This is a genomic window from Flavobacterium psychrotrophum, assembly GCF_003403075.1.
In the GTDB taxonomy this organism is placed as follows: domain Bacteria; phylum Bacteroidota; class Bacteroidia; order Flavobacteriales; family Flavobacteriaceae; genus Flavobacterium; species Flavobacterium psychrotrophum.
In genome coordinates, this window is sequence record NZ_CP031557.1 from 39,014 (window position 1) to 63,506 (window position 24,493).

17 protein-coding genes are annotated in these 24,493 nt (G+C 41.6%); 2 read left to right on the plus strand and 15 right to left on the minus strand.

Annotated features, from left to right (window positions below; all coding sequences use genetic code 11):
* Positions 1–10 precede the first annotated feature (10 nt).
* Both DYH63_RS00195 and purH read right to left on the minus strand, forming a co-directional pair.
* Complete coding sequence (locus tag DYH63_RS00195) at positions 11–1,039, minus strand: rod shape-determining protein (RefSeq protein WP_116786873.1); 1,029 nt, start codon at positions 1,037–1,039, stop codon at positions 11–13.
* Positions 1,040–1,099: 60 nt separating this feature from the next.
* On the minus strand, positions 1,100–2,626 hold the full coding sequence (gene purH / locus DYH63_RS00200; protein ID WP_116786874.1) for a bifunctional phosphoribosylaminoimidazolecarboxamide formyltransferase/IMP cyclohydrolase: 1,527 nt from the start codon (positions 2,624–2,626) through the stop codon (positions 1,100–1,102).
* A gap of 169 nt (positions 2,627–2,795) precedes the next feature.
* Here purH and DYH63_RS00205 point away from each other — a divergent pair, with 169 nt between their 5' ends.
* Positions 2,796–4,046 (plus strand): ABC transporter permease, encoded by a 1,251-nt coding sequence (locus DYH63_RS00205; protein ID WP_116786875.1) that lies wholly within the window; start codon positions 2,796–2,798, stop codon positions 4,044–4,046.
* 148 nt (positions 4,047–4,194) lie between these two features.
* On the opposite strand, the gene DYH63_RS00210 is transcribed toward DYH63_RS00205, so the two are convergent.
* The 6 genes from DYH63_RS00210 to tamL all read right to left on the minus strand — a co-directional run bounded on the left by DYH63_RS00210 (position 4,195) and on the right by tamL (position 18,651).
* The gene (locus DYH63_RS00210; RefSeq protein ID WP_116786876.1) at positions 4,195–4,401 is read right to left on the minus strand and encodes a hypothetical protein; all 207 of its coding nucleotides are present in this window, start codon (positions 4,399–4,401) and stop codon (positions 4,195–4,197) included.
* A 353-nt stretch (positions 4,402–4,754) separates the two neighbouring features.
* Positions 4,755–5,837: a serine hydrolase domain-containing protein gene (locus tag DYH63_RS00215; RefSeq protein WP_116786877.1), complete on the minus strand. Its 1,083-nt coding sequence runs from the start codon at positions 5,835–5,837 to the stop codon at positions 4,755–4,757.
* 149 nt (positions 5,838–5,986) lie between these two features.
* Positions 5,987–13,549, minus strand: a complete 7,563-nt coding sequence (locus DYH63_RS00220) for a RemA C-terminal-like gliding motility protein (RefSeq protein ID WP_116786878.1) — start codon at positions 13,547–13,549, stop codon at positions 5,987–5,989.
* A 479-nt stretch (positions 13,550–14,028) separates the two neighbouring features.
* Positions 14,029–14,883, minus strand: a complete 855-nt coding sequence (accD, locus tag DYH63_RS00225) for an acetyl-CoA carboxylase, carboxyltransferase subunit beta (protein WP_116786879.1) — start codon at positions 14,881–14,883, stop codon at positions 14,029–14,031.
* Positions 14,884–14,975: 92 nt separating this feature from the next.
* Complete coding sequence (fbaA, locus tag DYH63_RS00230) at positions 14,976–16,043, minus strand: class II fructose-bisphosphate aldolase (RefSeq protein WP_116786880.1); 1,068 nt, start codon at positions 16,041–16,043, stop codon at positions 14,976–14,978.
* A 49-nt stretch (positions 16,044–16,092) separates the two neighbouring features.
* Entirely contained in the window at positions 16,093–18,651 is a 2,559-nt protein-coding gene (tamL, locus tag DYH63_RS00235) for a translocation and assembly module lipoprotein TamL (RefSeq protein ID WP_116786881.1), read from the minus strand.
* Between the two features lie 39 nt (positions 18,652–18,690).
* Here tamL and DYH63_RS00240 point away from each other — a divergent pair, with 39 nt between their 5' ends.
* Positions 18,691–19,419, plus strand: a complete 729-nt coding sequence (locus DYH63_RS00240) for a TrmH family RNA methyltransferase (protein ID WP_116786882.1) — start codon at positions 18,691–18,693, stop codon at positions 19,417–19,419.
* A gap of 4 nt (positions 19,420–19,423) precedes the next feature.
* Here DYH63_RS00240 and porT read toward each other — a convergent pair whose 3' ends face one another.
* From porT to DYH63_RS00275, 7 genes are all read right to left on the minus strand, one after another.
* Entirely contained in the window at positions 19,424–20,140 is a 717-nt protein-coding gene (porT, locus tag DYH63_RS00245; RefSeq protein ID WP_116786883.1) for a type IX secretion/gliding motility protein PorT/SprT, read from the minus strand.
* 1 nt (position 20,141) lies between these two features.
* Positions 20,142–20,873, minus strand: coding sequence for a bifunctional demethylmenaquinone methyltransferase/2-methoxy-6-polyprenyl-1,4-benzoquinol methylase UbiE (gene ubiE, locus DYH63_RS00250; protein WP_116786884.1), 732 nt, complete (start codon positions 20,871–20,873; stop codon positions 20,142–20,144).
* 173 nt (positions 20,874–21,046) lie between these two features.
* Entirely contained in the window at positions 21,047–21,697 is a 651-nt protein-coding gene (locus DYH63_RS00255) for a hypothetical protein (protein WP_116786885.1), read from the minus strand.
* Between the two features lie 217 nt (positions 21,698–21,914).
* Positions 21,915–22,403 carry a dihydrofolate reductase gene (locus DYH63_RS00260; RefSeq protein ID WP_116786886.1) on the minus strand — a complete coding sequence of 163 codons (489 nt, stop codon included), beginning with the start codon at positions 22,401–22,403 and terminating at the stop codon, positions 21,915–21,917.
* The gene (locus DYH63_RS00265; RefSeq protein WP_116786887.1) at positions 22,404–22,748 is read right to left on the minus strand and encodes a 2TM domain-containing protein; all 345 of its coding nucleotides are present in this window, start codon (positions 22,746–22,748) and stop codon (positions 22,404–22,406) included.
* Between the two features lie 35 nt (positions 22,749–22,783).
* Positions 22,784–23,617 carry a hypothetical protein gene (locus DYH63_RS00270; protein ID WP_116786888.1) on the minus strand — a complete coding sequence of 278 codons (834 nt, stop codon included), beginning with the start codon at positions 23,615–23,617 and terminating at the stop codon, positions 22,784–22,786.
* Between the two features lie 17 nt (positions 23,618–23,634).
* Positions 23,635–24,459 (minus strand): thymidylate synthase, encoded by an 825-nt coding sequence (locus DYH63_RS00275; protein ID WP_116786889.1) that lies wholly within the window; start codon positions 24,457–24,459, stop codon positions 23,635–23,637.
* Positions 24,460–24,493: the final 34 nt, after the last annotated feature.

The window sequence follows — 24,493 nt, forward strand, 5'->3', positions numbered from 1 at the left end:
TTGCTAGTCTTTATTTTATAAGGATGCTCCTGTATTTTGGTATGTTTTTAAGTGCCATTCCCGTACCTCTTACTACGGCTCTAAGCGGGTCTTCGGCAATGTACACGGGTAGGTCTGTTTTTTGAGAAATTCTCTTGTCAAGCCCCCTTAGCATACTACCGCCACCGGCCAGGTAAATACCTGTGTTGTATATATCGGCAGCAAGTTCCGGAGGTGTCTGGCTCAGGGTTTCCATAACCGCATCTTCTATACGCTGTATTGATTTGTCCAGCGCCTTGGCAATTTCGCGGTACGAAACTTCTACCTGTTTAGGCTTACCCGTTAAAAGGTCACGTCCCTGTACAGAAAGATCTTCCGGAGGGCTCTCAAGGTCTTCGAGTGCTGCGCCTATAGATATTTTTATTTTTTCTGCTGTACCCTCACCCACAAAAAGGTTGTGCTGTGTACGCATATAATAAACAATGTCGTTAGTAAATACGTCACCGGCAATTTTAACCGACTTGTCGCATACAATACCGCCAAGTGCTATTACAGCAATCTCTGTAGTACCACCACCTATATCTACGATCATGTTACCCTTAGGCTGCATAATGTCGATACCAATACCTATAGCAGCAGCCATAGGCTCATGGATAAGATATACTTCTTTACCGTTTACACGCTCTGCAGATTCTTTTACGGCACGCATCTCTACTTCTGTAATACCTGATGGAATACAGATAACAAGACGCAGTGCTGGCTGAAAAAGTTTCTTTTTAAGTGCAGGAATGCTTTTGATGAACATCGTAAGCATTTTTTCAGAAGCATCAAAATCGGCAATAACCCCATCCTTAAGCGGACGTATGGTCTTGATGTTTTCATGCGTTTTTCCCTGCATCATGTTTGCCTCCTTACCCACGGCGATTATTTTGCCCGATATACGGTCGCGCGCTACTATAGAGGGGCTGTCTACAACAACTTTGTCATTATGGATGATGAGGGTATTTGCGGTACCAAGGTCTATTGCAATGTCCTCGGTCATGAAATCAAAAAATCCCATATTTGCTATTCGGATTAGGTATTTATATATAGTTTGTTTAAGCCTACAAAAGTAATAAAATTAATGTTTGAAATGACGTGTGCCTGTAAATACCATGCTTACGCCGTTTTCATTGCAGTAGTTGATGCTTAACTCATCTTTAATAGACCCGCCCGGCTGGATAACCGATGTGATTCCGGCATTTTTTGCCAGCTCCACACAATCCGGGAACGGAAAGAAAGCGTCGCTTGCCATAACGGCACCGTTAAGATCAAAGCCAAACGAGTGTGCTTTTTCTACAGCGTGGGTAAGGGCGTCAACACGAGATGTTTGTCCGGTACCTGAAGCTATAAGCTGCCCGTTTTTAGCAAAAACTATAGTATTTGATTTAGTATGCTTGCAAATTTTAGATGCAAACAGCAGGTCGTCGATTTCCTGCTCAGTAGGTGATGTTAATGTAACGGTCTTAAGGTGTTCTTTATTGTCTGTAACATTATCCTTATCCTGTACCAGTAAACCATTAAGGCATGTACGAACCTGTTTTTCAGGGAGTGCCACCTCATTCTGGATCAAAATAATCCTGTTCTTTTTTTCCTGAAGTATTGCAGTAGCCTCTTCATCATATGCCGGGGCAATAACTACTTCGCAGAAAAGTTTGTTTATTTCTTCAGCTGCTGCCTTGTCTATCTTGGTATTAGCTATAAGTACACCGCCAAAAGCAGAAGTAGGGTCGGCTGCAAGAGCGTCAAGGTAAGCATCCTTTATAGTATCGCGAGATGCCAGGCCACATGCGTTGTTGTGCTTAAGTATAGCAAATGTAGGCTTGTCGCCCTTAAATTCGCCTATAAGGTTTACGGCTGCATCTACATCAAGCAGGTTGTTGTAAGAAAGCTCTTTGCCGTGAAGTTTTGTAAACATAGCTTCGAAATCGCCAAAGAAAAAGCCTTTTTGGTGTGGGTTTTCGCCATAGCGCAATACCTGCCCGTTAGCAACACTTGCTTTAAAGAAAGTATCGTCTGTATTAAAATAATTAAAAATGGCAGTATCGTAGTTAGAAGATACGTGAAATGCCTTAGTTGCAAAAAGCTTACGCTCCTCAAGCGTAGTAGCGCCATTGTTGTTTGTTATGGTGTCAAGAAACAGGCTGTAGTCTTCAACAGAAGCCACAATAACGGTATCTTTAAAATTCTTGGCAGCTGCACGGATAAGTGATATACCGCCAATGTCTATTTTCTCAATGATATCTGCTTCAGATGCATCCGAAGCTACCGTTTTTTCAAATGGGTAAAGATCTACGATAACAAGGTCAATTTGCGGGATGTCAAATTCTTTCATCTGCGCTACATCGCCCTCATGATCCTGACGGTTCAGGATGCCTCCAAAAACTTTTGGGTGAAGGGTTTTTACCCTTCCGCCAAGTATTGACGGGTAAGAAGTTACATCTTCTACAGCCACCACAGGTATGCCCAGTTCTTTAATAAAAGTTTCGGTACCGCCGGTAGAATATAACGTTACGTTATGCTCGTGCAGTTTTTTTACAATAGGCTCCAGGCCGTCTTTGTCAAATACCGAAATCAGGGCAAAAGAAATCGTTTTTAGAGTGCTCATTTATCGTTAGTTTTGTTGTGTGTTTATTAAGGTTGCAAAAGTAATATTTGTACCGCTAACATTCAACATACAAAACTGCTAATTTTTGATTATCCTGAAAAAAATATCTATATGGTTTTCATGGTTATAAAAAAATGCTGAATTTTACGCATACCAATACATTATTAACATGAGGTTATATCTGTCCCTGCTGGGCGAAAGCTTTTCGTTTGCCATGAACGCGCTTATTAATAATAAGCTGCGCACGCTCCTTTCGCTCCTGGGCGTTACCATAGGTATCTTTTCTATTATTGCCGTGCTTGCGGCTATCGACTCTATGGAGCAAAAAATAAAGAAAGACCTGAGCAGTGTAGACAAGAACACCATGTACCTTAAGCGCTTTAGCTTTGGGCCATCAAGCATACCCCGCTGGAAAATGGATAACTTTCCGGATGTTACCTTTAATGAATACCAGTATTTAAAAGATAATGTGCAGCTGGCACAGTATATGGCGTTCCAGATATTTACCAAGAGCGAAACTGTGCGTTATGAAGATAAATCGGCTACGGGTGTAAATGTTGTGCCAGTATCGTATGAGTTTGCAGATATCCAGGCGCTAAAAATAGCAGGCGGCAGGTTTTATAACGAAGCAGAATCTAACAGTGGTGCTCCGGTTGTAGTGCTTGGGTATGAAATAGCGAAAACACTTTTTGGGGATGATAATCCGATCGAAAAAAAGATAAAAATGTATGGCAAGCGCTTTACCGTTATTGGCGTGCTCGAAAAGCAGGGTAGTGGCATGATGGGGCAGAGTAATGACACTGCCGTGATTATCCCCGTAAATGTATTGCGCAATATGTATGGCGACCACAACGATTTTATGACGCCCATTATAATCATAAAACCACAGCCCGGTGCCGATGCACAGGAAGCTAAGGCAGAAGTAATACAAAAGCTGCGGGGTATGCGTGGTATAAAAGCCGGGCAGGACGATAATTTTATGGTAGATATCCTTTCGGCATTTACAGATCTTATCGACCAGATTATAGGCATGCTTAAAGTAGTAGGCTGGATTATTGCAGGTTTCTCGATACTTGTGGGTGGTTTTGGTATTGCAAACATCATGTTTGTTTCGGTTAAAGAACGTACCAGCATCATTGGTATCCAAAAGTCTTTAGGGGCCAAGAACCGTTTTATCCTGATGCAGTTTTTATTTGAGTCGGTTATTCTTTCACTTATCGGTGGGCTCGTGGGTATTCTTATGGTGTGGGGTATTGCTGCTGCCGCTACAAAAATGCTTGACTTTGAGTTTGTACTCAGTTTCTTCAACATCATGCTGGGTACGTCGCTGTCTATAATTATAGGACTGGTATCGGGTATCATGCCTGCCATATCGGCTTCAAGGCTTGATCCTGTAGAGGCGATAAGGACGGGAATGTAGGTTTTATTTTGTCGATGTGGTGATTTGTTGATGCGTTTATTTGGGAGCTTCATTCGGGTTGAACGCATCCCGTCCGACCTGTCATCGCGAGCGGAGGAATGGAGCGCGGCGATCTTATGGTTTGACAATGATTACTGAGTAACTATACTTATTCAACTAAAATTTCATAGCTTTCATTTTGATTTATTGAACTCTTGAAAAAGTCCCTGACTGTTACGGCAGTATCTATTATATTTGGCACATACCCCGAAAATTCTGATTCTATTTCATCTTCAAAAACATTAAAATTCTTTAAATATGCAGCACCTGAATACCAACGATCAATAAAGTTGTCGATGCCGCCATAAATATCCATAACAAGGTCTGTTTCTTCTTGTTCATTCTGAAGTGCTGGCAGTACTTGGTTGTTTAGAAAATTAATGACATCCTGCAGCTGATTAGGGGCGTAAAAATGCCATGTTGTTATCTGTGTCTTTTACAGGTAGTCCATTTTCATTATTATAACTTTCCTCTGTTAATGAAGCATTCATTAGTTTCAGACCCTCAATTTCACTTATCAGTGAGGCATAATACATTAGAATATAGTACTGGCTAAATCGAATTGTTGTAACATTTGTCCAATTATCATCATTTACATTTGACAAAAGGCAAAAATTTATTTCTCTTGACATTATTATTTAATTTCAATATGTTGTTGATCACTGTGGATTACTTCCCCATAGCTTTATCCACTAATTCTTTTAATTCAGTATAAAGTTCCTGTCTGCCGTCACTCTTTAAGTTTACTGCCATTAAAAAAGCACCATAGTGCCAATAATTGTCTACCCACGGGTAACTGCCAAAAAGCCCCGGACTGCTAACTGCGGTAGATGGCCCACCTGCACCGCCATATACCCATTCGCCATACCCATATCCTAACCCTTTTGCCTGGGCAGGGGAGTGGGCTATGGTAACATCCGCAGTAAGGCGGTTTACCTGCATTTCGGCGATGCTTTTCTCTGTTAGTATGCGTCGGCCATTAAACAGTCCTTTGTTTAGTATCATTCCCAGGAAATTTAGATAATCATTGGGTGTACTGAAAGCGCCACCGGCGGGCAGTGCTACTGCGCCTTTGCCAAAATCGGTATCCTTCATCTCTAAAGGTTGTGCGATGCGCTCAGCAAATAACGTTTCAAAACTTTTGCCGCTTATTTTTTCCAGTACAGCACCTGCTATTTGCAGGCCGGTATTACTGTAATGAAAAACCATGCCCGGCTTACCCTCCATTGGGAGTTGAGCTATGGCGGCTATCGCATCGTCCATATTCTTGTACGTTTTCATTTGCTTGATGTTTTCTTTCAGTTCCGGAGCTTTAATGCCGGTAGTGTGCGACAGGCACTGGCTAATAGTAATACCACCCTTTCCGCTTTTGCTGAGTATGGGCAGAAATTTGCCTACGGTATCAGTAAGCTTCAGGGTGCTTTCGTCTACAAAAGTCATAACCAGTGCTGCGCTTAGCCACTTACTACAGCTGGCTATGGGCTGTCGGGTAGCTGTAGTGTAATTGCCGGTATCTGCATCCTGTTCCTGCCTGCGGGCAACGATTTTTGTTACCGCCTTTTGCCTTCGTGTCATGTGGCTTACCGAGTAGCTGTATATGGTTTTGTTGTTTTTATGGATTACCAGTATTACCCGCCCGCCCATGTCTTCAGCATGAGCGTTAAGCCATTCGGTTACGGCAGAGAAATCCTGTTGCGCACGAGCAGGACTAAGTACTAATAGCGCAACCAATATGTAGAACAATGATTTCATGGCTTTTATTTTTAAAGTTAATGAATATTGAGGTTTGGTGGTCAGTAAAGGGCGTTAATTTGCACGATGTTTTAGATAGAAAGCAAAAGCCCCACCGCGTAGCGGTGGGGCTCTCTATTTTGGGATTTAAACTTTAAAGTATGCTGCCGTTAGTAAACGATGCGCTTAGACACTTTACCTTTTACAGTATTTACCTCTACGATAATTACCTGCTGTGCAATGTTTAGGTTGCTTACAGCTGCTTTGGTATCGTTGATGCCATTTGCGCTGTAAAGCTGCCTTCCACGGATATCAAATATGGTAACACCGTTTATAAGTGTGCTGCCTGTATTGATGCTTATGGTATTGCCCTGCTTGTAAACGATCACTGTATCAGGGTCAACCGTTGGGTTGTCTGTGCCCAGTGCCGATGTACGGTATACTACTTCGAAACGTCCTTCAAAAGTACCTGCTTCAGAAGTAAAGGTATAGTCGCGGTCTGAGATATTACGGATAATACCTTCAGCATTGTCTTTAAGGTAAATTACCTGACCTTGTTCAAACACACCTTCGGTATGGTCAAGGCCTACAGTAAATTCTCCTGCCGCCGGTACTGTAAAGCCCATTGGTACAACATCTGTAGCATCAAACTCCGGCCTTGCCTGGATTGCAAGCTGCGCGTTTTCTGCCAGCGAGTATAGCGATACCGTATTGGCATCAGTAAGCTTAAGGCCGTCATAACCATAGTCAAGGCCTGTAGTACCTTCTTCCATGTAGGCGATAAGTGCCTGGCTTGCCGTACCGTTTTGTGCCTTCATGTTCAGCCACAGTTTAGAAGCTGTGCTTTGCGCTGTCCTGAAGAAGCCTTGTGCGGCTCCCGGTGCTGCACGCCTCATGCTGTTTGTAAAGTTAAGCTGCGGGTTAGTTTGTCCTGTAGCTGTTTTTACAATAAAGCCCTGCCCCTGGCTAATAACCCAGTTGCCTGCGGTGGCATTTGCACCCTGGTAGAAATCACCAAGGCTTACCGTTGTAGCATCGCCCGGGTTAGCAGTATAACCTGCCTGTGTAAGGGTAGCATATGATGAAGATGCCGCGCTGTTGCGTTTCCTCCACAGGTAAAGGCCTGTAGACGTGTGCAGTTTTCCGCTGTTCGCGGTAAAGAAGTCGGCTACGCTTATTGGCGATGGGTAAGGGTTACCCACAGCGGTAAAGCGGTTGTTATCTGTAGAAAGCGCGATGCTTACATTACCATTGTTTGGCGTACCTGTAAAGATACCGTCAAAGGCAAAAGAAGCGGTGCCTTCATTAAATCCTGTATGAGTATCTGCATTTGGCATACGTATAAGGTATCCTTTTGCAGCCTCAAAGCTGTGGTCGCCCGGTGTTACTGACCAGTAACCTTCTATCATGGCAGTACCATTGCTGGCATACTTATACTCATAGAAACGCGTTGCCGACGTTGCCGGAGAGAAAGTAAGCAGGTTTTGTGCTGCCACAGGAGATGACCACATGGTGTAATCTAGCCTGTATAGCGGGTTACTGCTTTTGTGGATGGTAATTTTACCCGCATTGTCGTTAGTAGCTGTAGCGGCACCTTGTAGAAGTGCACCGTTGTTAGCTATGGTAAGGGTACCAGCCGGGTTAACAGAAAGTATGTTGTCTACACTTAGTGTTGCACCTGTAGCTACGGTTAGCGTTGCACCTGCACCTACAGTAAGGTTGTGGGCAAGGGCAGTACCAGTACTAATTACAGGGTTATTGGCTGTTGAAGGTATTACCACATCGCTGGTAGCTGTTGGTACTACACCTCCACACCAGTTGGCAGTGTTTGTCCATGAGCTGTCTGTACCAACCCAGTTGAAGCAAGGAGCTGTAATTGTGATGTTGTAATCTTCTGTTTCGCCATAGGTTGTAGTTGAACAAGCGCCACTTGCAGTATAAGCACTATCAGAAGCACCTCTTACGCGTAGTTTTGTTAAACCTAATGTAGCAGTTGCAGGAACTGTAAACGTAAAAGTTTGTGTAGAACTTCCACCTGTAGAAGACGTTCCTACTGCAATAGCTTCGCCTGAATCAAAAACTAAGTTTTGGTTATAATCTATCCATGCAGCAGCCCACTGTATACTATCTGTACCCAGGCTTACTGCCAGTGAGTAGGTAGATCCTGCGGCAAGCGCTATAGGTGTATTGCTGTAAGATGAATAATTTGTAGTACCATTTGTGGTACTTGGGTTGCTGTAACTAACATTAGCGCCGGTTACAGACACATTAGTTATGCTGTCTCCTGTGTTAACAGTAGTTGTTACAGGTACACAGTATCCATAATAAAAACTTGTACCATCTGTCCATGAACTTGTTTCTGTAGCGCTACAAATAGCATTTACATACACATAGTAAGTGGTATTAACAGTAAGTGATGATATGTTAACTGTAGTAATTCCTGTAGCTGTGGTTCCAGATGTTAACAGGCCTGTAGCGCCACTACCTGCAGCACCAGATGTTCTTACTTCATAGCTATATCCGTTTGAAACTGCTGTAGAAGGTGCGGTCCAGTTTATGGTAGCTCCTGTAGCTGTAGTTGTAGCAGTTACGTTTGTAGGTGTAAAACATGCTGGTACAGCAACTACGTTTAACGTGTAATCTACATAAGAACCGTAGCCGTATGCTCCACAAGGAGATGCAACCGGAGATCCGTCTCCTGCATTGGCAGTCCTGTTCCAGAACCTTATCCTGTACTGACCAAGAGGCTGGTCTGCAGGTATGGTAATAGATACATTGTGTGTATAAGTACCGTTTACACCATCATAGTATAAAGGTAGATTTATAAGGTCGCCTGCATCACTAAAGCTGCCATTGCCGGTTAAGTCAGCGGCAATACCAAGGCCAATATATCCTAATGTAGTAGCAGTAACGTTGTAAGTAACTCCCGGAGAAACGCTAATAAGTGTGCTTATACGGTTTCTGCCTGCCGCACTACAAGCGTCTGCGCCTGCAATAGTGTTGCTAAATGAAGTATTTCCGCCAGAAACAGTTACCTGAGAGATGTTGTGTGTACTGTCACAGCTTGAATATGTAGGAGTACAATATCCTGTAAAGAAGCTGGTAGATGCAGTCCATGCACTGTGGTCTGTTTCGCTACAGTTAGAACGTACCCAAACATAGTATGTAGTGTCTGTAGTAAGGCCTGTAAGCGTAGCTGTTGTTACACCTGCTGCCACAGCACCGCTAACTGTTGTTGCAGCTGTAGGGGCAGTATTTGTTGTGCTATAGTAATACTGATAGCCGCTATCCGGTAAAGCTGTTGGTGCAGTCCAGCTTAGTGTAGCACCGCCCAGATTACCGGCAGCAACAAGATTATTAGGCACAATACAAGTTGGTGTAGTTGTAAAGTTTCCGGTTAATGAAGCCGAATCGCAATAGCCATTACCTGCTGTTACTTTATAGTAATATGTAGTAAGGGCAGTAAGGCCGCTTACGGTATAAGTGCTGGCCGCTATGTTAGAGAATGGAGAGCCGGTTACAGCACCTGTAAAGTCGGCATTTGTAAATACTTCAACTTTATAAGTTACAGCACTTACCGGTGTACCTCCCGGGTTACCCAGTGTCCAGCTAATAGTACCCTGGTTGTAAGCAGGAGATGTAGCCGAAACTGTAGCCATAGTAGGGCAGTCGCCAATGATCTTACCTGATATTGCAAACATGTTTGCAAAACCTGCGGCAGTACCACTGGTAAGTTTTACGTTGGTTACTTTTTTACCCTGGTTTGCTGCAAGTATAGGAATAGCTACCTGGAATATCCTGGCATCACCTGTATCGCGAGAACCATTGGTTCTGTTAGTACGGCCTATGTTTTGGATAAGGATAGGAGTATTTGCATTACTCTGGTACCAGTCTGTAAAACTCAGGTTAGGAGTTTCTTGTGTTGATACTACATTATTTTCATCTATAAATGTAATTGTAGCTTTAACAATTGGAGTACCACTACCACCTGTAACCGCAAGATAAATATCTGTTAGTTTTACCGGTGTAGAAAGTGTAAGTAACCCTTCTTGTCCCGGGGCTAATTTAAGCGTGTTGTTAGCGGCATAGTCTCCAAGGAAGAACTTAAGGCCACTAAGGCTGCTAACCGGGCTGGTTAGTACACGGTTTAATGGTAGTGCAGTAGTAAGGGCAGCATCTGTAGTGTTAAGTTTATAGCTGTTTGCCATATATGCATAACCTCCATTACCATTTGCTGTAGCATCGTCAACAGCACTGGTTGTAGAGTTAAGAGAGTTGCTTACGCCGTCTGCTATAACATCATAGTTATAACCTGCAACATCAAGTGGTGTAAAAGTATTGGTAGCTACAAAAGTACCATTTGCAGTTACCCAGTTGCCTGTTGTACAGCCGGTAGATACTGCTTTTACACGGAATGCATAGGTAGCATTTGCAGTAAGGCCGGTAAGGCTGTACTGAAGGCTTGTAATACCCGATGCAGATGCGGTAGTTGTAGCAAAGTTATCTAAAGACGCCTCTACAGTATATGTTACTGCGGTAGAAGCACCTCCCGTAGAAGACGACCAGTTAAGGTTAGCCTGGCTGTTTGTAACGTTACTTGCTCCTACAATAAGCGGGTCTGCTACGCAGGTAATTGCGTTTGCAGTTGTTGTAGTGGCACTGTAGGCAGGGCCATTACAGGTAGCGCCTCCATTATAAGAGTAAACAGTATAGTAATACTGTGTGTTGCTGTTAAGGCTTGTAGCGTTGTATGTAGCTGCTGTGCCTACATAAGCTACTGTACCACCGCCAAAAGCTGCATTTACCGTATAGGTAGTGCCTGCTACAGGTGTAGCACTAAGTGTAGGTGTAAGGCTGCGTATTACAACGTATCCTGTTGGCGCTGTAGCAGGTGGTGTCCAGCTTACTGTAAGTGTGCTTGAAGTTATAGCAGAAATTGTTGCTGCTGTAGCTACTGCAGGTGCAGAACAAGCAGTTAAGAAACTACCACCACTTGCCCATGAGCTTGTTGATGTAGCATCACATACTGAACGTATCCACCAGTAGTAAGTACCCATGGCCGGCAGTGCAACTGTAGCAGTATTTGTAAGAACAACATTAGAGTTGTTTACAGTAGCTGTGCTAAGTGGGGCAGTGTTAGTTGTAGAATAATAATATTCATAACCTCCTGCCGGTGCCGGAGACAATTGTGCCCAGTTTAGCGTTACAGATGAATCTGTAAGGGCTGATGTTGTAAGGGTAGTTGGAACGATACAGTTTGGTGTTGTTTTACCAGTTATACCAAATACGCTCAATTTTCCATTTCCTGATTCAGTCCTGGTTATTGTTACATATTGCAGAAGTTTTCCTTGGTAAGCAGCCGGTACAGTAACGTTTACATAGTCAATGTAAAAGGTTCCGCCTTCACCTGTGTTATCAATTTTGATCCTTCTGATACCAGACATTATGTTATTTGTAGCATTGCTCCAGTCTGCAATAGATAGCGTAGCAGATGCAGGAGCTGTTGTGCCGTCTGTAAATCCAAGAGTAGCTGTAAAGCTTGATGCAGCATCTCCAGATGTAGCAATAATGTCTAAGCTTGTTACTGCCGTAGGTGTTGCAAGTTCAAGCACGCCTGAGCTTGATGTACCGCCTAATAACCTCAATACGTTATTTGCTTTGTATGAACCAAGAAAATAGTTCTTACTGTTAAAGTTGTATGCGTGGTTATTTGGTAGTCCGTTACCTGTTGAAGGCAGCGTATTCCATTCGTTGATTGAATATCCGTTCTCATAGTAACACCAGTTTGAGCCATCAACACCTATTGTGGCATTGCCTGCTCCACCTTTTTTACCTTCAAGTACTACATCCTGGTTAAAACTTCCGGATGTAAGTGTAAATGGTGTCCATTCTTCTTTTTTTGCTGTAAATGTTACAACAGATGATGGTGTTGTTGAGTATGTGTTAACAGCAAATACTCTAACATAATATACAGCTCCCGGAGATAATGCAAGGTCATATGTATTAGCTGATAAGCCAGTTACTGCCGTTGCGCCTGTAAATGCTGCGTTGTCTGCATATTCAAGGGTATATTTTGGTGTCGCAGGGCTGTAGCCGCTACCTGTTTCAGATGCTACCCAAACTATAGTGGCATTAGTGTCACTAAGGTTAGCAACACCCGTCATTACAGGGTCGCTTATAGGTGTTGGTTTAGATGCAGATAGTGCTGTAGTCGCATAAAAAGGTGCGCCTGTACAACTGGTGTTCTTAGCAAAAATATAATAGTAGTAATTAGTATTTGGCGTAAGATTACTTATTGTATTAGTAGTAGCAGTTCCATCATAAACGCAAAGGTAGCTTGTGTTATAAAATGTACCTATAGTATATGTAGTACCGTTTGTAACAGTAGGTGCTGTAGCACTTGTACTCCTAAATACTGTGTAGCCAGATGGAGCAGTAGCACCCTGTGCCCAGTTTAGTGTTGCTGTATTAGGTGTAACTGCAGCAAATACCGCGTTAGTAGCGGCATCAGGAGTAGTACACGGAAGGAATGATGTGGTAAATGTACCTGCTGCAATGTAACCGGTAGCAGATCCAGCCTGGTTAGGGATGTGTGAATATGGAGCATAATTAGTTCCGTTGTTCGCTTGTACCCTGGCTTGGTAAATTGTGCCCGGCGTTAGCCCGGTAAGGCTAAGCGATGTTCCGGTGGCAGCTGTTGGCCAGGTTGTCCAGTCACATGAGTCCACAGTCCTGTACTGTACATTATATTGTGTAGCACCCGAAGCTGCTGTCCAGTTTAATGTAGCTGTATATGAGGTTAAAGCAGAAACAGCGGCAAACGTCCTTACAGGAGCTACTGTAGATTGTGTTGTCCAGGTATATTTAAGGCCTGTAGGTATCTTAACATTAGCGTTAGTTCCGCTAGAGAACAGCATTGTGCTGGTGTTTGTGTTAGATGCTACGGCGTTAGACCAGTCGCATGTAGTATTGGCAGGTATATTACCTACCTGAAGTGAGTTTATATTGTTTGTCCAGGTAGTAGTATTACCCCTGATGCCTACTTGTGGCGTACTGTTGCCCGTGGCACTGCCCGGGTTTGTGCAGGCACCATAAATAATGTTTATTTCGCCTGTCGCAAAAGTAAGCCTGATCTGGAAGTTAAGTCTTTCAGATGCTCTGTTGGTGTAGTTTGCGTGATCTGCATATTGCACAACAAATTCAGTGCCTGTATTTACATAACTGATAACTGGTACAGCACCAGATACTGTAGAACCAGCACCGTCCTGTCCAAAAGCAGATATAGCACTATTACTCGTTACCACAGTAGATAGTGGTGTGTAAGTTGAAGCAGATGGGGCTGTTCCAAAAGTAATGAAACCATTGGTGCTTATGTTACAGCCGGTATAACTTACGCCACCATAAACAAATGTGCTACTATTACCAAAAGAGACAGCGCTTGCGGTATTGTCATAAGTTCCGGTAATAAAATTAGTACCTCCGGTGATGGGAGTGTAGGTATTTCCTGTAGACGATGCAAAGCTGTAATTAGCAATGTTAGCTTGTGCAATACTTTTTCCGGTTATAAAAAACAAAATAAGTATAAGCGGCATTAAAACTTTTAGCCTGATAGCCGAAAGCCTGTTTTGTGGTAGAGCTGACAAAAGCCACGGCGGACTGGTGTCATTTTTGGCTCGCAACAGATCCGGTAATCTGCTGAGCCACTTAAGGGGAGTTTTGTAATTTTCTCTCATTACTATTTGATTTTAAAAAGATAGTTTTAAAATTAGAAGATTAATGAGTACAAAAACTATTGCTTTAATTAATTATTAAATATTCATTGATTTTGCCTTAATGAGCTTGTAATTTATTGATTTGTTTGTGCTTAGTCTTGTATAAATGAATAAATGATATAAATCAATGCATTTTTAACATTTTAAATCTTTGTTAAATTAGCTTAAAATCATGTGTGATTTATTAAAAAACGCTTAAAATGATGAAATATGCTCAAATAATTATGTTATTTATGGTCTTATCTTGAAATATATATAACAATACTACGTATTGTGTGTTAAAATTATAACATTTCGTTAACATTAAATTTAATAATTTGTTTAGGGTAATGGTTGTTTTAAATATAAGTAATTGGAGTGCAGTTTTTTACGCTTCATTTGTAAGCATAAAAAAAGCGGAGCTCTTTAAAGTTCCGCTTTTTTATAGTGTTAAAGCTATGTTAACGTACAGGCTTATTTTGAATAAGGTCAAGATAGAGGTTTACTTTATCTTTAAGTTCTTTTCGTGGTGTAATGAAATCAAGAAATCCGTGTTCCAGCAAAAATTCAGCAGTCTGGAAACCTTCAGGTAAATCTTTTCCTGTGGTATCTTTAACAATCCTTGGGCCTGCGAAGCCTATAAGTGCTCCGGGCTCAGAAATGTTTACATCGCCCAGCATCGCATAAGAGGCTGTTGTGCCCCCTGTAGTAGGATCTGTACATAAAGATATGTATGGCAATCCTGCATCGGCAAGCTGAGCAAGTTTTGCGCTGGTCTTTGCCAACTGCATAAGCGAATAGGCAGCCTCCATCATCCTGGCACCACCAGATTTTGATATCATTAAAAACGGTAACCTGTTTTTAATGGCATAGTCAATAGCGCGTGCTATCTTTTCGCCTACTACTGCACCCATCGATCCGCCTATAAAGGCAAAATCCATACATGCTATTACCAGTTCTCTGCCTTTAGATTTTCCTACCGCTGTGCGTACCGCATCATGCAGTTTGGTTTTATCCATGGCCTCCTTAAGCCTGTCAGTATACTTTTTAGTATCTACAAACTTCAGGGTGTCTTTGCTGGTAATGTTTTTATCAAGTTCTGTAAATTCGTTATCGTCAAAAAGTATCTGGAAATATTCCTTACTGCCTATCCTTACATGGTAGCCGTCTTCCGGGCTTACATAAAAATTCCTGGCCAGTTCATCTGCATCTACAATCTTGCCCGTAGGCGATTTGTACCAAAGTCCTTTGGGTACATCCCTTTTGCTTTCGGTAGGTGTTGTTATTCCTTTTTCCGTTCTTTTAAACCAAGCCATAATCTAAGTTTTAATAAAAAAGTTATTGGTTGCCAGTTGTTGGTTGCCGGTAAAATCCAACAACTAACAACCAACAACCAACAACAGGTATACTATAAAGTGTTTACGTTATTAAGGTCGGCAAATGCCTGCTCTAACCTTTTGATAAATGTAACTTCACCTTCGCGAAGCCATTTGCGTGGGTCATAATGTTTCTTGTTTGGCGACTCAGGTCCGTCCGGGCTGCCTATTTGTGTTTTAAGGTAGTCAATTTTGCCTACCATATAATCACGGATACCTTCTGTAAATGCAAACTGAAGGTCAGTATCAAGGTTCATTTTTATTACACCATAAGAAATACCTTCTCTGATCTCTTCCAGTGTAGAACCAGAACCACCATGGAATACAAAATCTACCGGGTTTGGCCCTGTGCCAAATTTCTCCTGTACATAGGTTTGAGAGTCCCTAAGAATGGTAGGCGTAAGCTTTACGTTCCCCGGTTTATATACACCGTGTACGTTACCAAATGCAGCAGCTACAGTAAATTTCTCAGATATTTTAGAAAGCTCTTCATATACATGGGCTACTTCTTCCGGTTGAGTATAAAGCCTTGAAACATCTACATGGCTGTTATCAACACCGTCTTCTTCGCCACCTGTAATACCAAGTTCTATTTCAAGAGTCATACCCAGTGGTGCCATCCTTGTAAGATACTTCGATGAAATTTCGATGTTTTCTTCAAGAGGCTCTTCGCTAAGGTCAATCATGTGAGAGCTAAAAAGTGGCTTGCCTGTTTCTGCAAAATGTTTTTCGCTGGCATCAAGAAGGCCGTCTAACCATGGTAAAAGGTTTTTAGCACAGTGGTCAGTATGTAATATAACAGTAGCTCCATAAGCTTCTGCAAGTGTGTGTACATGTTTAGCTCCGGCTATAGCTCCAAGGATAGCAGCTTTCTGCCCATCATTGTTAAGGCCTTTACCGGCATTAAAAGCGGCACCGCCGTTTGAGAACTGGATAATTACAGGAGCATTAAGTTTTGCTGCGGTTTCCAGTACACCATTAATAGTGTCAGAACCTGTTACGTTTACTGCAGGAAGCGCAAAGCCTTTTTCTTTGGCATAGTTAAATATTTCCTGTACCTGGTCTCCGGTGGCTACACCGGGCTTAATATTATGGGCCATCAGTTATTGGGTTTTTAATAATTACTTTACAAAAATAATGTTTTTAACTTTAGAACGGATAATTAATTCCAACATTTAAAACCGACTTGCCGAAATTATAGCCTTTAAACCACCGTGTTCCTTCTTCGCGGCCAGGGTCATAAGTTTTAAAACCAACGTCAAAGCGTACTACAAAAAAGTTAAAGTCATATCTAAATCCGGTTCCTGTTCCAAGGGCAAGGTCGCGAAGTGAACTAAATCCGTTAAAAGTATAGTCTTTGTCTGTTTCTGCATCAAAAACATTCCAGATATTGCCCAGATCGCCAAATAAGGCTCCGTAGAATTGTCCAAAAATGTTAAAACGAAGTTCTGCACTGTAGGCCAGTTTTAAGTTAGCTTCGTTAAAGTCGTTTTTGCTTCCGCTGCGCCCCGGTCCCAGGCTGTAACTTTGCCATGCACGATTGTCATTACTTCCTCCGCCAAAATAACTTCTTGTAAAAGGTATTGAGTTAGAATTGCCATAAGGTACTGCCAGGCCAAAAAAGGCACGCATTGCCAGCACACGTTTATGCCTTAGGTCAAAGTGTTTTATAAAATCAACCTCGCCTTTTATATACTGCGAATATTGTACATCAAACATTGTGCGCGAGCCTACGGGCACACCCTTGTTTTCATCCATAAGCGGGGCTATGAGTCCCAGTATTCCGCCGGCGCTTTCCAGCTTTGTTTTAAATATAAAAAAGTTGTTGTCTGTAAGATTATCTCTTGTAGTTGTAGTATATGTAAAGTTAGTAGCAGATATAAGGTTGTTCTCTGTAAGGCGGCGCTTACGTTCCCCCAACCTGTTTACCTCTTCTGTATCAGGTTGCGATAGTGCAGTGCCGGCATTGTTGCTCCTTACATCCTGTATAAAGGCATCTACCATGCCGCTGTCTATATCCAGGTTGTGGTTTTCGTCAAAGTATCCCTGTGCAATATCCGGGTATTCATTGGCAATCTGGTTAAGCCTTGAGTAAGATGACTGGTACACCTTAAAATAGTTACCCGGGTTTACGTTGCGAATGTATTGCAGGTTAAGCAGGTCCAGCTTTGCAGTCCTGTTGCGTTGAGGTATCCAGTTGTAGCTAAGTATGCCGGTAAGGTTTTCTTTATCAAGGCCTATGTTTTTTTGACGCCCAACCCCCAGGCTTACCAGTGTGTTAGGGAGCATGTCTTTTGGTATAATGCTTTCTGTGTTAAAAGGCAGCCATATCCTTGGTATGTTTAGTTTTGCATCTGCACCATATTCAAGAATGTTAAAAAACGCCCGGTCTTTTATGGCTACATCTCTTGATGATCCAATGTTTCCGCGTACGCTTAGATCAAGCGTTTCTGCTCCCCTGAAAATATTACGTATTGTTACACCAAGGCTTCCTTGTATACCAAAATCCTGAATGTTGCTATGGTTAAAATCTGCCGCCATATTAAAGCGGAATTTTTTACGCGGGTTGAGGTCTATGTTTGCTATTAGCGATGTCCCGGTAGAGTCTGCCGGGTCTTCTATATATTGTATAGATGGGTAGTAAAATACTTTAAGGTTTGTAAGCGCCCTGCTGGTGCGGGTGCGCTTAAAATCGGCGTAAACGCTTCCTGGGGTAATAAAAACAGCATCAGTAAGTGCCTTAGGACGGTAGTTAAGTTTACCGGTGCTAATGATATTAAAGCCGTTGTAGTTAGCTGTGTCTTTCGCCTGGTCTTTACTCGCCCGGTTTTTTGTAAAGATATTTACCTGGCTTATTTTATAAATCTTAAACGGACGTGTAAATGTAGAGTCTCCCTGACGTACCTGCTCGTTATCTATAATAATGTCTACATTAGCCTTGCGGCCTGTATTAATAGTGTCTACTTTATAGTTAATGTAGTTTTGTTCAAATTTATAAACACCCCTGTTTTTAAAGTATTGGTATATGCGCTCGCGCTCGGCTGCAAAATCGCTCTCCATATACTGCTTGCCACTCCTTAATACCGAAAGGTTTTTAGATGCGTTGTACATCTCGTCTAAAACAGGCGTTTCTATATAAGTATTTATAGAGTCTATGCGGTAAGGTTCGCCGGTTTCTATATCATATTTTACAACAGCGCGTTTATTTGCCAGGGTATCTATCGTAAAACTAGCTTTGGCGCGAAAGTAGCCTTGCTTGTAGTAGTAGGCATATAACCTGTTCTTGGATTTTTTAATACGGTTAAGGTCGATAAGCACCGGAGGCTCACCTGTTCTTTTAAGGAAATTGCTTATACCCGAAACAAGAAAAGACTTGCCTAAACGGTCTACCTGCTTTTCGCTCAGTACCCCGGTCATTGTTTTATGCAGGCCCGGCCTGCGGTTTAGCATGGCATGGTATGATGAGTCTGCATTGGGCTTTGCAAAGCTATACATGTGCAGTCTGAGGTGAAAACCAAGTATGTTACTGTTTTCCTGCTGGTATAGCTGGTTAAAATGTTGCTCGTCTTCTTTTAATTGTCCATTTACCCTTATTTCATTGCGTTCCAGTAGTTTCCTGTCTTCAGGAACCCTTTTGGTAAGTTCGCACGAAACCAGTACTACTGTTAGTATGGTAAATAGTATTATTTTTGTGGTTATATTTCTCAAAACGGTACTGCCGAAACTAAAATCAAAAATACATTTTTTATGCTTAGTAAAAACCAAATTAAAACAATAACAGGACTGCAACAGAAAAAATACCGAAAGCAGTACAAATTGTTTTTTGCCGAAGGCATAAAAGTGGTCGAAGAACTATTGTCTTCAAGCTTTACACTGAGTCATTTATATACTGAGCCAGGTTATTTTACAGGAATACCACACAATAAATATACCGAAGTTAACGAAGCCGAATTAAAAAAAATAACGGCACTAACCACACCACAGCACTGCCTGGCACTTTTTGAAATTCCTGATGAAGTGGCAGTTAGTCAATCTGGGCTTGTTGTAGCGCTTGATGATGTTAGAGATCCCGGTAATCTTGGTACTATCATTCGCTTGTGCGATTGGTTTGGTATAGAAAACCTTGTGTGCTCTGACGAATGTGTAGATGTATATAACCCTAAAGTGGTACAGGCTACTATGGGCAGTATATCGCGTGTAAATGTTGTGTATACAAACCTTGAAGCTTTTCTTGCACAAACATCATTACCTGTATATGGTACATTTATGGATGGTGCTAATATCTATAAAGAAACGCTAAAGCCTGAAGGGATTATTGTTTTAGGTAATGAGGCTAACGGAATATCGGTAGGGGTAGAGGTGTTGTGTAATGAGCGTATTGCCATACCACGTTTTGGGAATACCCAACAAACCGAAAGTCTTAATGTGGCTACGGCAGGCGCTATTATATTAAGCGAGTTTTGCCGTAAATTGTAAAAATCTACTGGAACGTAAAGTTGATAAATACCCCTCGTGTCCTCATGGCAGAAATATTGCCTGTGTAAGGGCTGTTAGGGTCGTTATCGCGAACAAGTTCATCTTCAAGGCCAAATACACCACGAATAGAGGGCGAGAATTTAAAGTACTCAAGGTAGATATCTATACCGGCGCCAAACTCCCAGTTGCTGGTCCAGTTTTTCATCCTGAAACGGTTACCGGTTATGTTATCGTCTTTTACTTTTTCGTTAGCATCAAAATTTAACGTACGAGATACGCCACCTACTAAGAACGGACGAATATTTCCTGTTCTTACCGATGAAAACTTAAGCAATAGCGGGAAATTGATGTAAGTAGATTTTACCTCACGCAGTTTGTCATAAGATTCTATGAGGCGGGCATCCTGAAATGTAAGGTCACGCTGGGTGTACGACAATCCCGGTTCAAAGCGAAGGTCAAGGTATTCAAAAAGGCGCAGGTTGCCCACAAGCCCCACATTAAAGCCTGTAGTACCCTTTACAAAAATATCTACAGCCGGCGGAATTCTATAGTCGATTTTAAAATCATAACTGTTAAAGCCCAGGTAGTAGCCCCAGCTTACACGCTGTTTATCAAAGTTTTCTAAGTGAATAATGGGGTCTTTGCCAAAGATGCGCGTACCTATTTGCGCATTGCTGCAAAAGCCTGTAAACAGGAGTATATATAAAAGAAATCTCTTCATCTTATTGTTTTGAAGCCGAATAAATAGTGGCTACACCCATAGTTTGTGGCAGTGCCTTAACTTCTATAAACCCAATTTTGCGTAAAATATTGTTTAGTTTTTCGCCAAAAGGAAAAACCGATGCCGATTCGCCAAGGTAGGTATAAGCGCTATGTTCTTTGCTGAATAGCCTGCCCATAAATGGCAGTATGTATTTTGTGTATATTTTATAACCCTGTTTAAACGGAAATTTAACGGGCACTGAAGTTTCCAGTATTACAAAAACGCCTCCAGGCTTTAGTACACGCAGTATCTCGGCAAGGCCTTTCTCCAGTGTTTCAAAATTGCGTATGCCAAAGGCTACTGTAATGGCATCAAAATAATTATCTTCAAACGGCAAATTTTCGCTATCGCCATATTGTAGCGTAATGCGGTTGCTCAGGCCTTTGTCGGCTACTTTTTTGCGCCCCACTTCCATCATGCCTTCGCTAATGTCTGCGCCAATAATTTTAGGAGCGTTAGTTTCGGCCATCAGTATGGCGAGGTCGCCGGTGCCGGTAGCAATATCCAGTATGGTTTCCGGATTCCTGGCAGCTACCATTTTAAGCACTTTTTTACGCCATTTTATATCAATACCAAAGGTCATGATACGGTTAAGGCCATCATAGTTACCACTAATGTTATCAAACATCTGGGCTACCTGTTCTTTTTTTCCGAGGCCGGAATCTTTATAGGGGGTTACTTGTTGCGACATTACAGCTATTTACGGCGCAAAGATAAAAATAGTTTTGTTAACCCTGTTGTAATATAATGGGTAATGTATAGTAAGAACTTAAAGAGTGTATTTAGATGTACAGATTAGTAATGATACCATGTTTTTGTGTCTGAAATTTATAAGCACTGATTGTAAAGTACGCATTATCGGGCTTAATATACAGAATCTGCCCAAACTGTAATTAATTGCCATCTGGAAGCTGTTTTCTTATAAATATATTTACCGCTATATCCGCACATCATTCCACAGTCGTAAGATAGAGAGATGATGGCTGTTTTATGGTCTCTTGAGAATAATGGCATTGATATGGTAGTGAATGAACCAAATTGGTTATGAATATTTTCCCAATATTCTTTTTGGTCTTCTCCAAATACATCACAAAGTTCCGGGAGTATGATATTTTTTTTAATCTTAAGTTTTCTTTCATCAATTTTGAATAACGGACCATACCGGGCTTGCTCATAAATAAAATCTACATCTTCTTTTTTAAATATGCTGTCGGCTTTTGAAATTTTCTCTCTGCTTGAGAATATAGGTGAAAACTCAGTACCTATAATTATATCAGACATTTTAAAGTAGGATGTGTCTGTTGCCATGCAGCTATTTATCAGTTCATAAATCATTGCATCGTCAATCAGTTTTTTAGGCGGAGGGGTGCTTGACCAGATTACTTCGGGTTCTTCTTCTGTAATTATGGGGTTCTTATCGGGGATTAAGAAAACTTCGTTTTTAATTGCAATCTGCCTGTCGCATGAATAAAGAAATATACTAAAGAGAAGTAGTGGTGTGAAAAATCGTTTCATAGGACTGAGGTTGGGAGTACTAAGATAACGAAAAATTGCGAAAGAAATTTTGTATAGACTTTCGTGTGATGGTATGGGTTATCGATTTATCGATGGCGCAGATTTGTAATCCGTGTCCTATTTGTATCATGTATTATATGCACGGATTACAAATCCGCGCTATCGGAGCAGACTGTAAATACTCGCTACTACAGTTGTTAAACCTATATTTATTGAATTACTTCCTTACCCACGTCTCAAACACAAATTCATACGCATGCTTCTCGTCCTTCCCATGAAAAACGCTTTCGGTAAGTTTCCACTCGGCGGGATTTATTTCAGGGAAAAAAGCATCTGCTTCGGGGCTAATACCCAGTACTCGGGTTAGCTCTATTTTGTCGGCTTTTGCTAAGCTTTGTTTATAGATTTCTCCGCCGCCTATTATAAAAACTTCTTCGTTTTGCGGGCAGGCAGCTAAGGCAGCATCAAGGCTGTTTACAATACTGCAACCCTCATAAGTGTAATCTTGCTGGCGGGTAATAACAACATTAGTACGGTTAGGCAGCGGGCCGTTCATGCTTTCAAGGGTTTTGCGTCCCATAATAATGTAATGGCCGGTGGTAAGCTGCTTAAAACGCTTAAAATCATCTGGCAGGCGCCATATCATCTGGTTGTCTTTGCCCAGGGCATTGTTTTCTGCCGCAGCAGCTATAAGGGTAATGGTCATTTATAAAGAGGTAGTAGTGTTGTTGTCTTTTTCAAGCTTTTGTTGTAGCTGATCTATGCGACGTTCCTGGCGGGCCACAAGCTTTTCTATTTGCTCGCGCTCCCAGGTTTTGTTTATAAAGCTCTCGATAACAAAAATTTTTATAAAGTGTAATATGAATACGAAAGCCCATGCAGTAATAACCCAGAGGTACCAGTCATATTCTTCGTAAACTTTTAACCAGCGATTAATGATAAACAGGAAAACACTGCCTACAAAAAACAGGATAAAATGCAGGTAAACGCGCTTTTTCTGTTTGACGCGTTTTCGGGCATATTCATATAATTCTTGCTGTGGTTTTTCCATTTTTCTATTTTTTAGACTAAAGATAATAAAAAACATCATAGTTTTTTATCATTGTTCAATCTAATGGTTAATGGTAGCTTATAGCGGGCAGCAACAGGCAAGCCTCTTACAGAAGCCGGTTCAGGCCTGGGAAGTTTCTTTATCAATCGAGTTAATTCATTGTGAAAATAATTATCTTCATCTCCTTCAACATATTCTAAAGTTATTTCACCTGTTCTTGAAAAACTAAGGTCAAGAATAAGCCGGATTATTTTATTTTTTTCATTGCTGTGCGGATACCGCATTTTTTTAGTTAAGAGTTTACTAAAGGTTTTGTGGAAGCAAACTTCATTTTCAACACCTTCATGTTTGCAGTTCTCATAAGCGGGATAAGAGTCCATGGTTAACATTTCCTGCTTAATATGAGAAGTGCTAATTACACTTTGTGGTGCATTGATGTAGCAGTTTTTAGTGGTGCTATACAAAAAAACGTAGTTGATTATGAAAACGCTTCGTCTGTCTTTCATTTTGCTATCTTTTGGGTAAAGAGCAGGCAGGTTATGCAGGTAACGACGTATTTCATTCTTTAATGGGTCATAGTGACAAAGTATGTCTGTTTCTTCCTGAACGACTTTACCATTCTCATCTGTCAATAATATGATTGACAAAGAAAAGTAATCTATGAGTAACCTGTCTTTCAGTTCAGCCGTAAATTGAGGTGTTATCAATGCAGTAATGTCGCTTTCAAATTTTTCCAGTGTACATTTGTAGGGAGATATCTCCTTAACACAATCTGTAAAAACGGCCTGCTCACCTAACTGAATATTGCTGTTTTGCGCACATAGTTGTAGTCCCGTTAAAAGTAACAGGGAAAAAATAAATTTGTTCATGGTTGGTTATTAATAGATTACACCGCTACAGCACCTTTAATGTGTGGGTGTGCATTGTATTCGGTAAGGGTGAAATCTTCAAAGGTAAAGTCGAAGATGTTTTTAACATCCGGGTTTAGTATCATTTTTGGCAGTGGATGCGGCTCGCGGGTAAGTTGTAGTTCTAGCTGCTCCATGTGGTTGTTGTAAATATGGGCATCGCCAAAGGTGTGGATAAAATCGCCGGCTTCAAAACCGCAAACCTGTGCAATCATCATGGTAAGCAATGCATAAGATGCAATATTAAAAGGTACACCAAGAAATATATCAGCACTGCGCTGATATAGCTGACAGCTTAGCTTATTATCTGCTACATAAAACTGGAAGAATGCGTGGCAGGGTGGGAGCGCTACATTGCCTTCGGCTACGTTTTCTGCGAACGATTTACCACCTTCGGGCAATACGCGCGGATTCCAGGCGCTTACCAGCATACGGCGGCTGTTAGGGTTTGTTTTAAGTGTGTCTATAAGCTCTGTTATCTGGTCAATCTCGCGGCTGTCCCAGTTGCGCCACTGTGCGCCGTAAACGGGGCCAAGGTTACCATTTTCATCAGCCCATTCATCCCATATCTTTACGCCATTCTCGTTAAGATAGCTAATGTTTGTATCACCTTTTAAAAACCAAAGCAGTTCATATATAATAGACTTAAGGTGTAGTTTTTTTGTAGTAACAAGCGGGAAGCCTTCGCTAAGGTCAAAACGCATCTGGTAGCCAAAAACACTCTTGGTACCTGTGCCTGTGCGGTCGCCTTTTTGTGTACCGTTCTCTAAAACATGTTTCACTAAGTCTAAATACTGCTTCATGATCTTGATTTGAAAATTTGAAAATAAGACGATT

Excerpts from the sequence above, each read along its gene's own strand:
- DYH63_RS00195 (WP_116786873.1), bottom strand. The coding sequence starts at position 1,039 with ATGGGATTTTTTGATTTCATGACCGAGGACATTGCAATAGACCTTGGT.
- purH (WP_116786874.1), bottom strand. The coding sequence starts at position 2,626 with ATGAGCACTCTAAAAACGATTTCTTTTGCCCTGATTTCGGTATTTGAC.
- DYH63_RS00205 (WP_116786875.1), top strand. The coding sequence starts at position 2,796 with ATGAGGTTATATCTGTCCCTGCTGGGCGAAAGCTTTTCGTTTGCCATG.
- DYH63_RS00210 (WP_116786876.1), bottom strand. The coding sequence starts at position 4,401 with ATGGATATTTATGGCGGCATCGACAACTTTATTGATCGTTGGTATTCA.
- DYH63_RS00215 (WP_116786877.1), bottom strand. The coding sequence starts at position 5,837 with ATGAAATCATTGTTCTACATATTGGTTGCGCTATTAGTACTTAGTCCT.
- DYH63_RS00220 (WP_116786878.1), bottom strand. The coding sequence starts at position 13,549 with ATGAGAGAAAATTACAAAACTCCCCTTAAGTGGCTCAGCAGATTACCG.
- accD (WP_116786879.1), bottom strand. The coding sequence starts at position 14,883 with ATGGCTTGGTTTAAAAGAACGGAAAAAGGAATAACAACACCTACCGAA.
- fbaA (WP_116786880.1), bottom strand. The coding sequence starts at position 16,043 with ATGGCCCATAATATTAAGCCCGGTGTAGCCACCGGAGACCAGGTACAG.
- DYH63_RS00240 (WP_116786882.1), top strand. The coding sequence starts at position 18,691 with ATGCTTAGTAAAAACCAAATTAAAACAATAACAGGACTGCAACAGAAA.
- porT (WP_116786883.1), bottom strand. The coding sequence starts at position 20,140 with ATGAAGAGATTTCTTTTATATATACTCCTGTTTACAGGCTTTTGCAGC.
- ubiE (WP_116786884.1), bottom strand. The coding sequence starts at position 20,873 with ATGTCGCAACAAGTAACCCCCTATAAAGATTCCGGCCTCGGAAAAAAA.
- DYH63_RS00255 (WP_116786885.1), bottom strand. The coding sequence starts at position 21,697 with ATGAAACGATTTTTCACACCACTACTTCTCTTTAGTATATTTCTTTAT.
- DYH63_RS00260 (WP_116786886.1), bottom strand. The coding sequence starts at position 22,403 with ATGACCATTACCCTTATAGCTGCTGCGGCAGAAAACAATGCCCTGGGC.
- DYH63_RS00265 (WP_116786887.1), bottom strand. The coding sequence starts at position 22,748 with ATGGAAAAACCACAGCAAGAATTATATGAATATGCCCGAAAACGCGTC.
- DYH63_RS00270 (WP_116786888.1), bottom strand. The coding sequence starts at position 23,617 with ATGAACAAATTTATTTTTTCCCTGTTACTTTTAACGGGACTACAACTA.
- DYH63_RS00275 (WP_116786889.1), bottom strand. The coding sequence starts at position 24,459 with ATGAAGCAGTATTTAGACTTAGTGAAACATGTTTTAGAGAACGGTACA.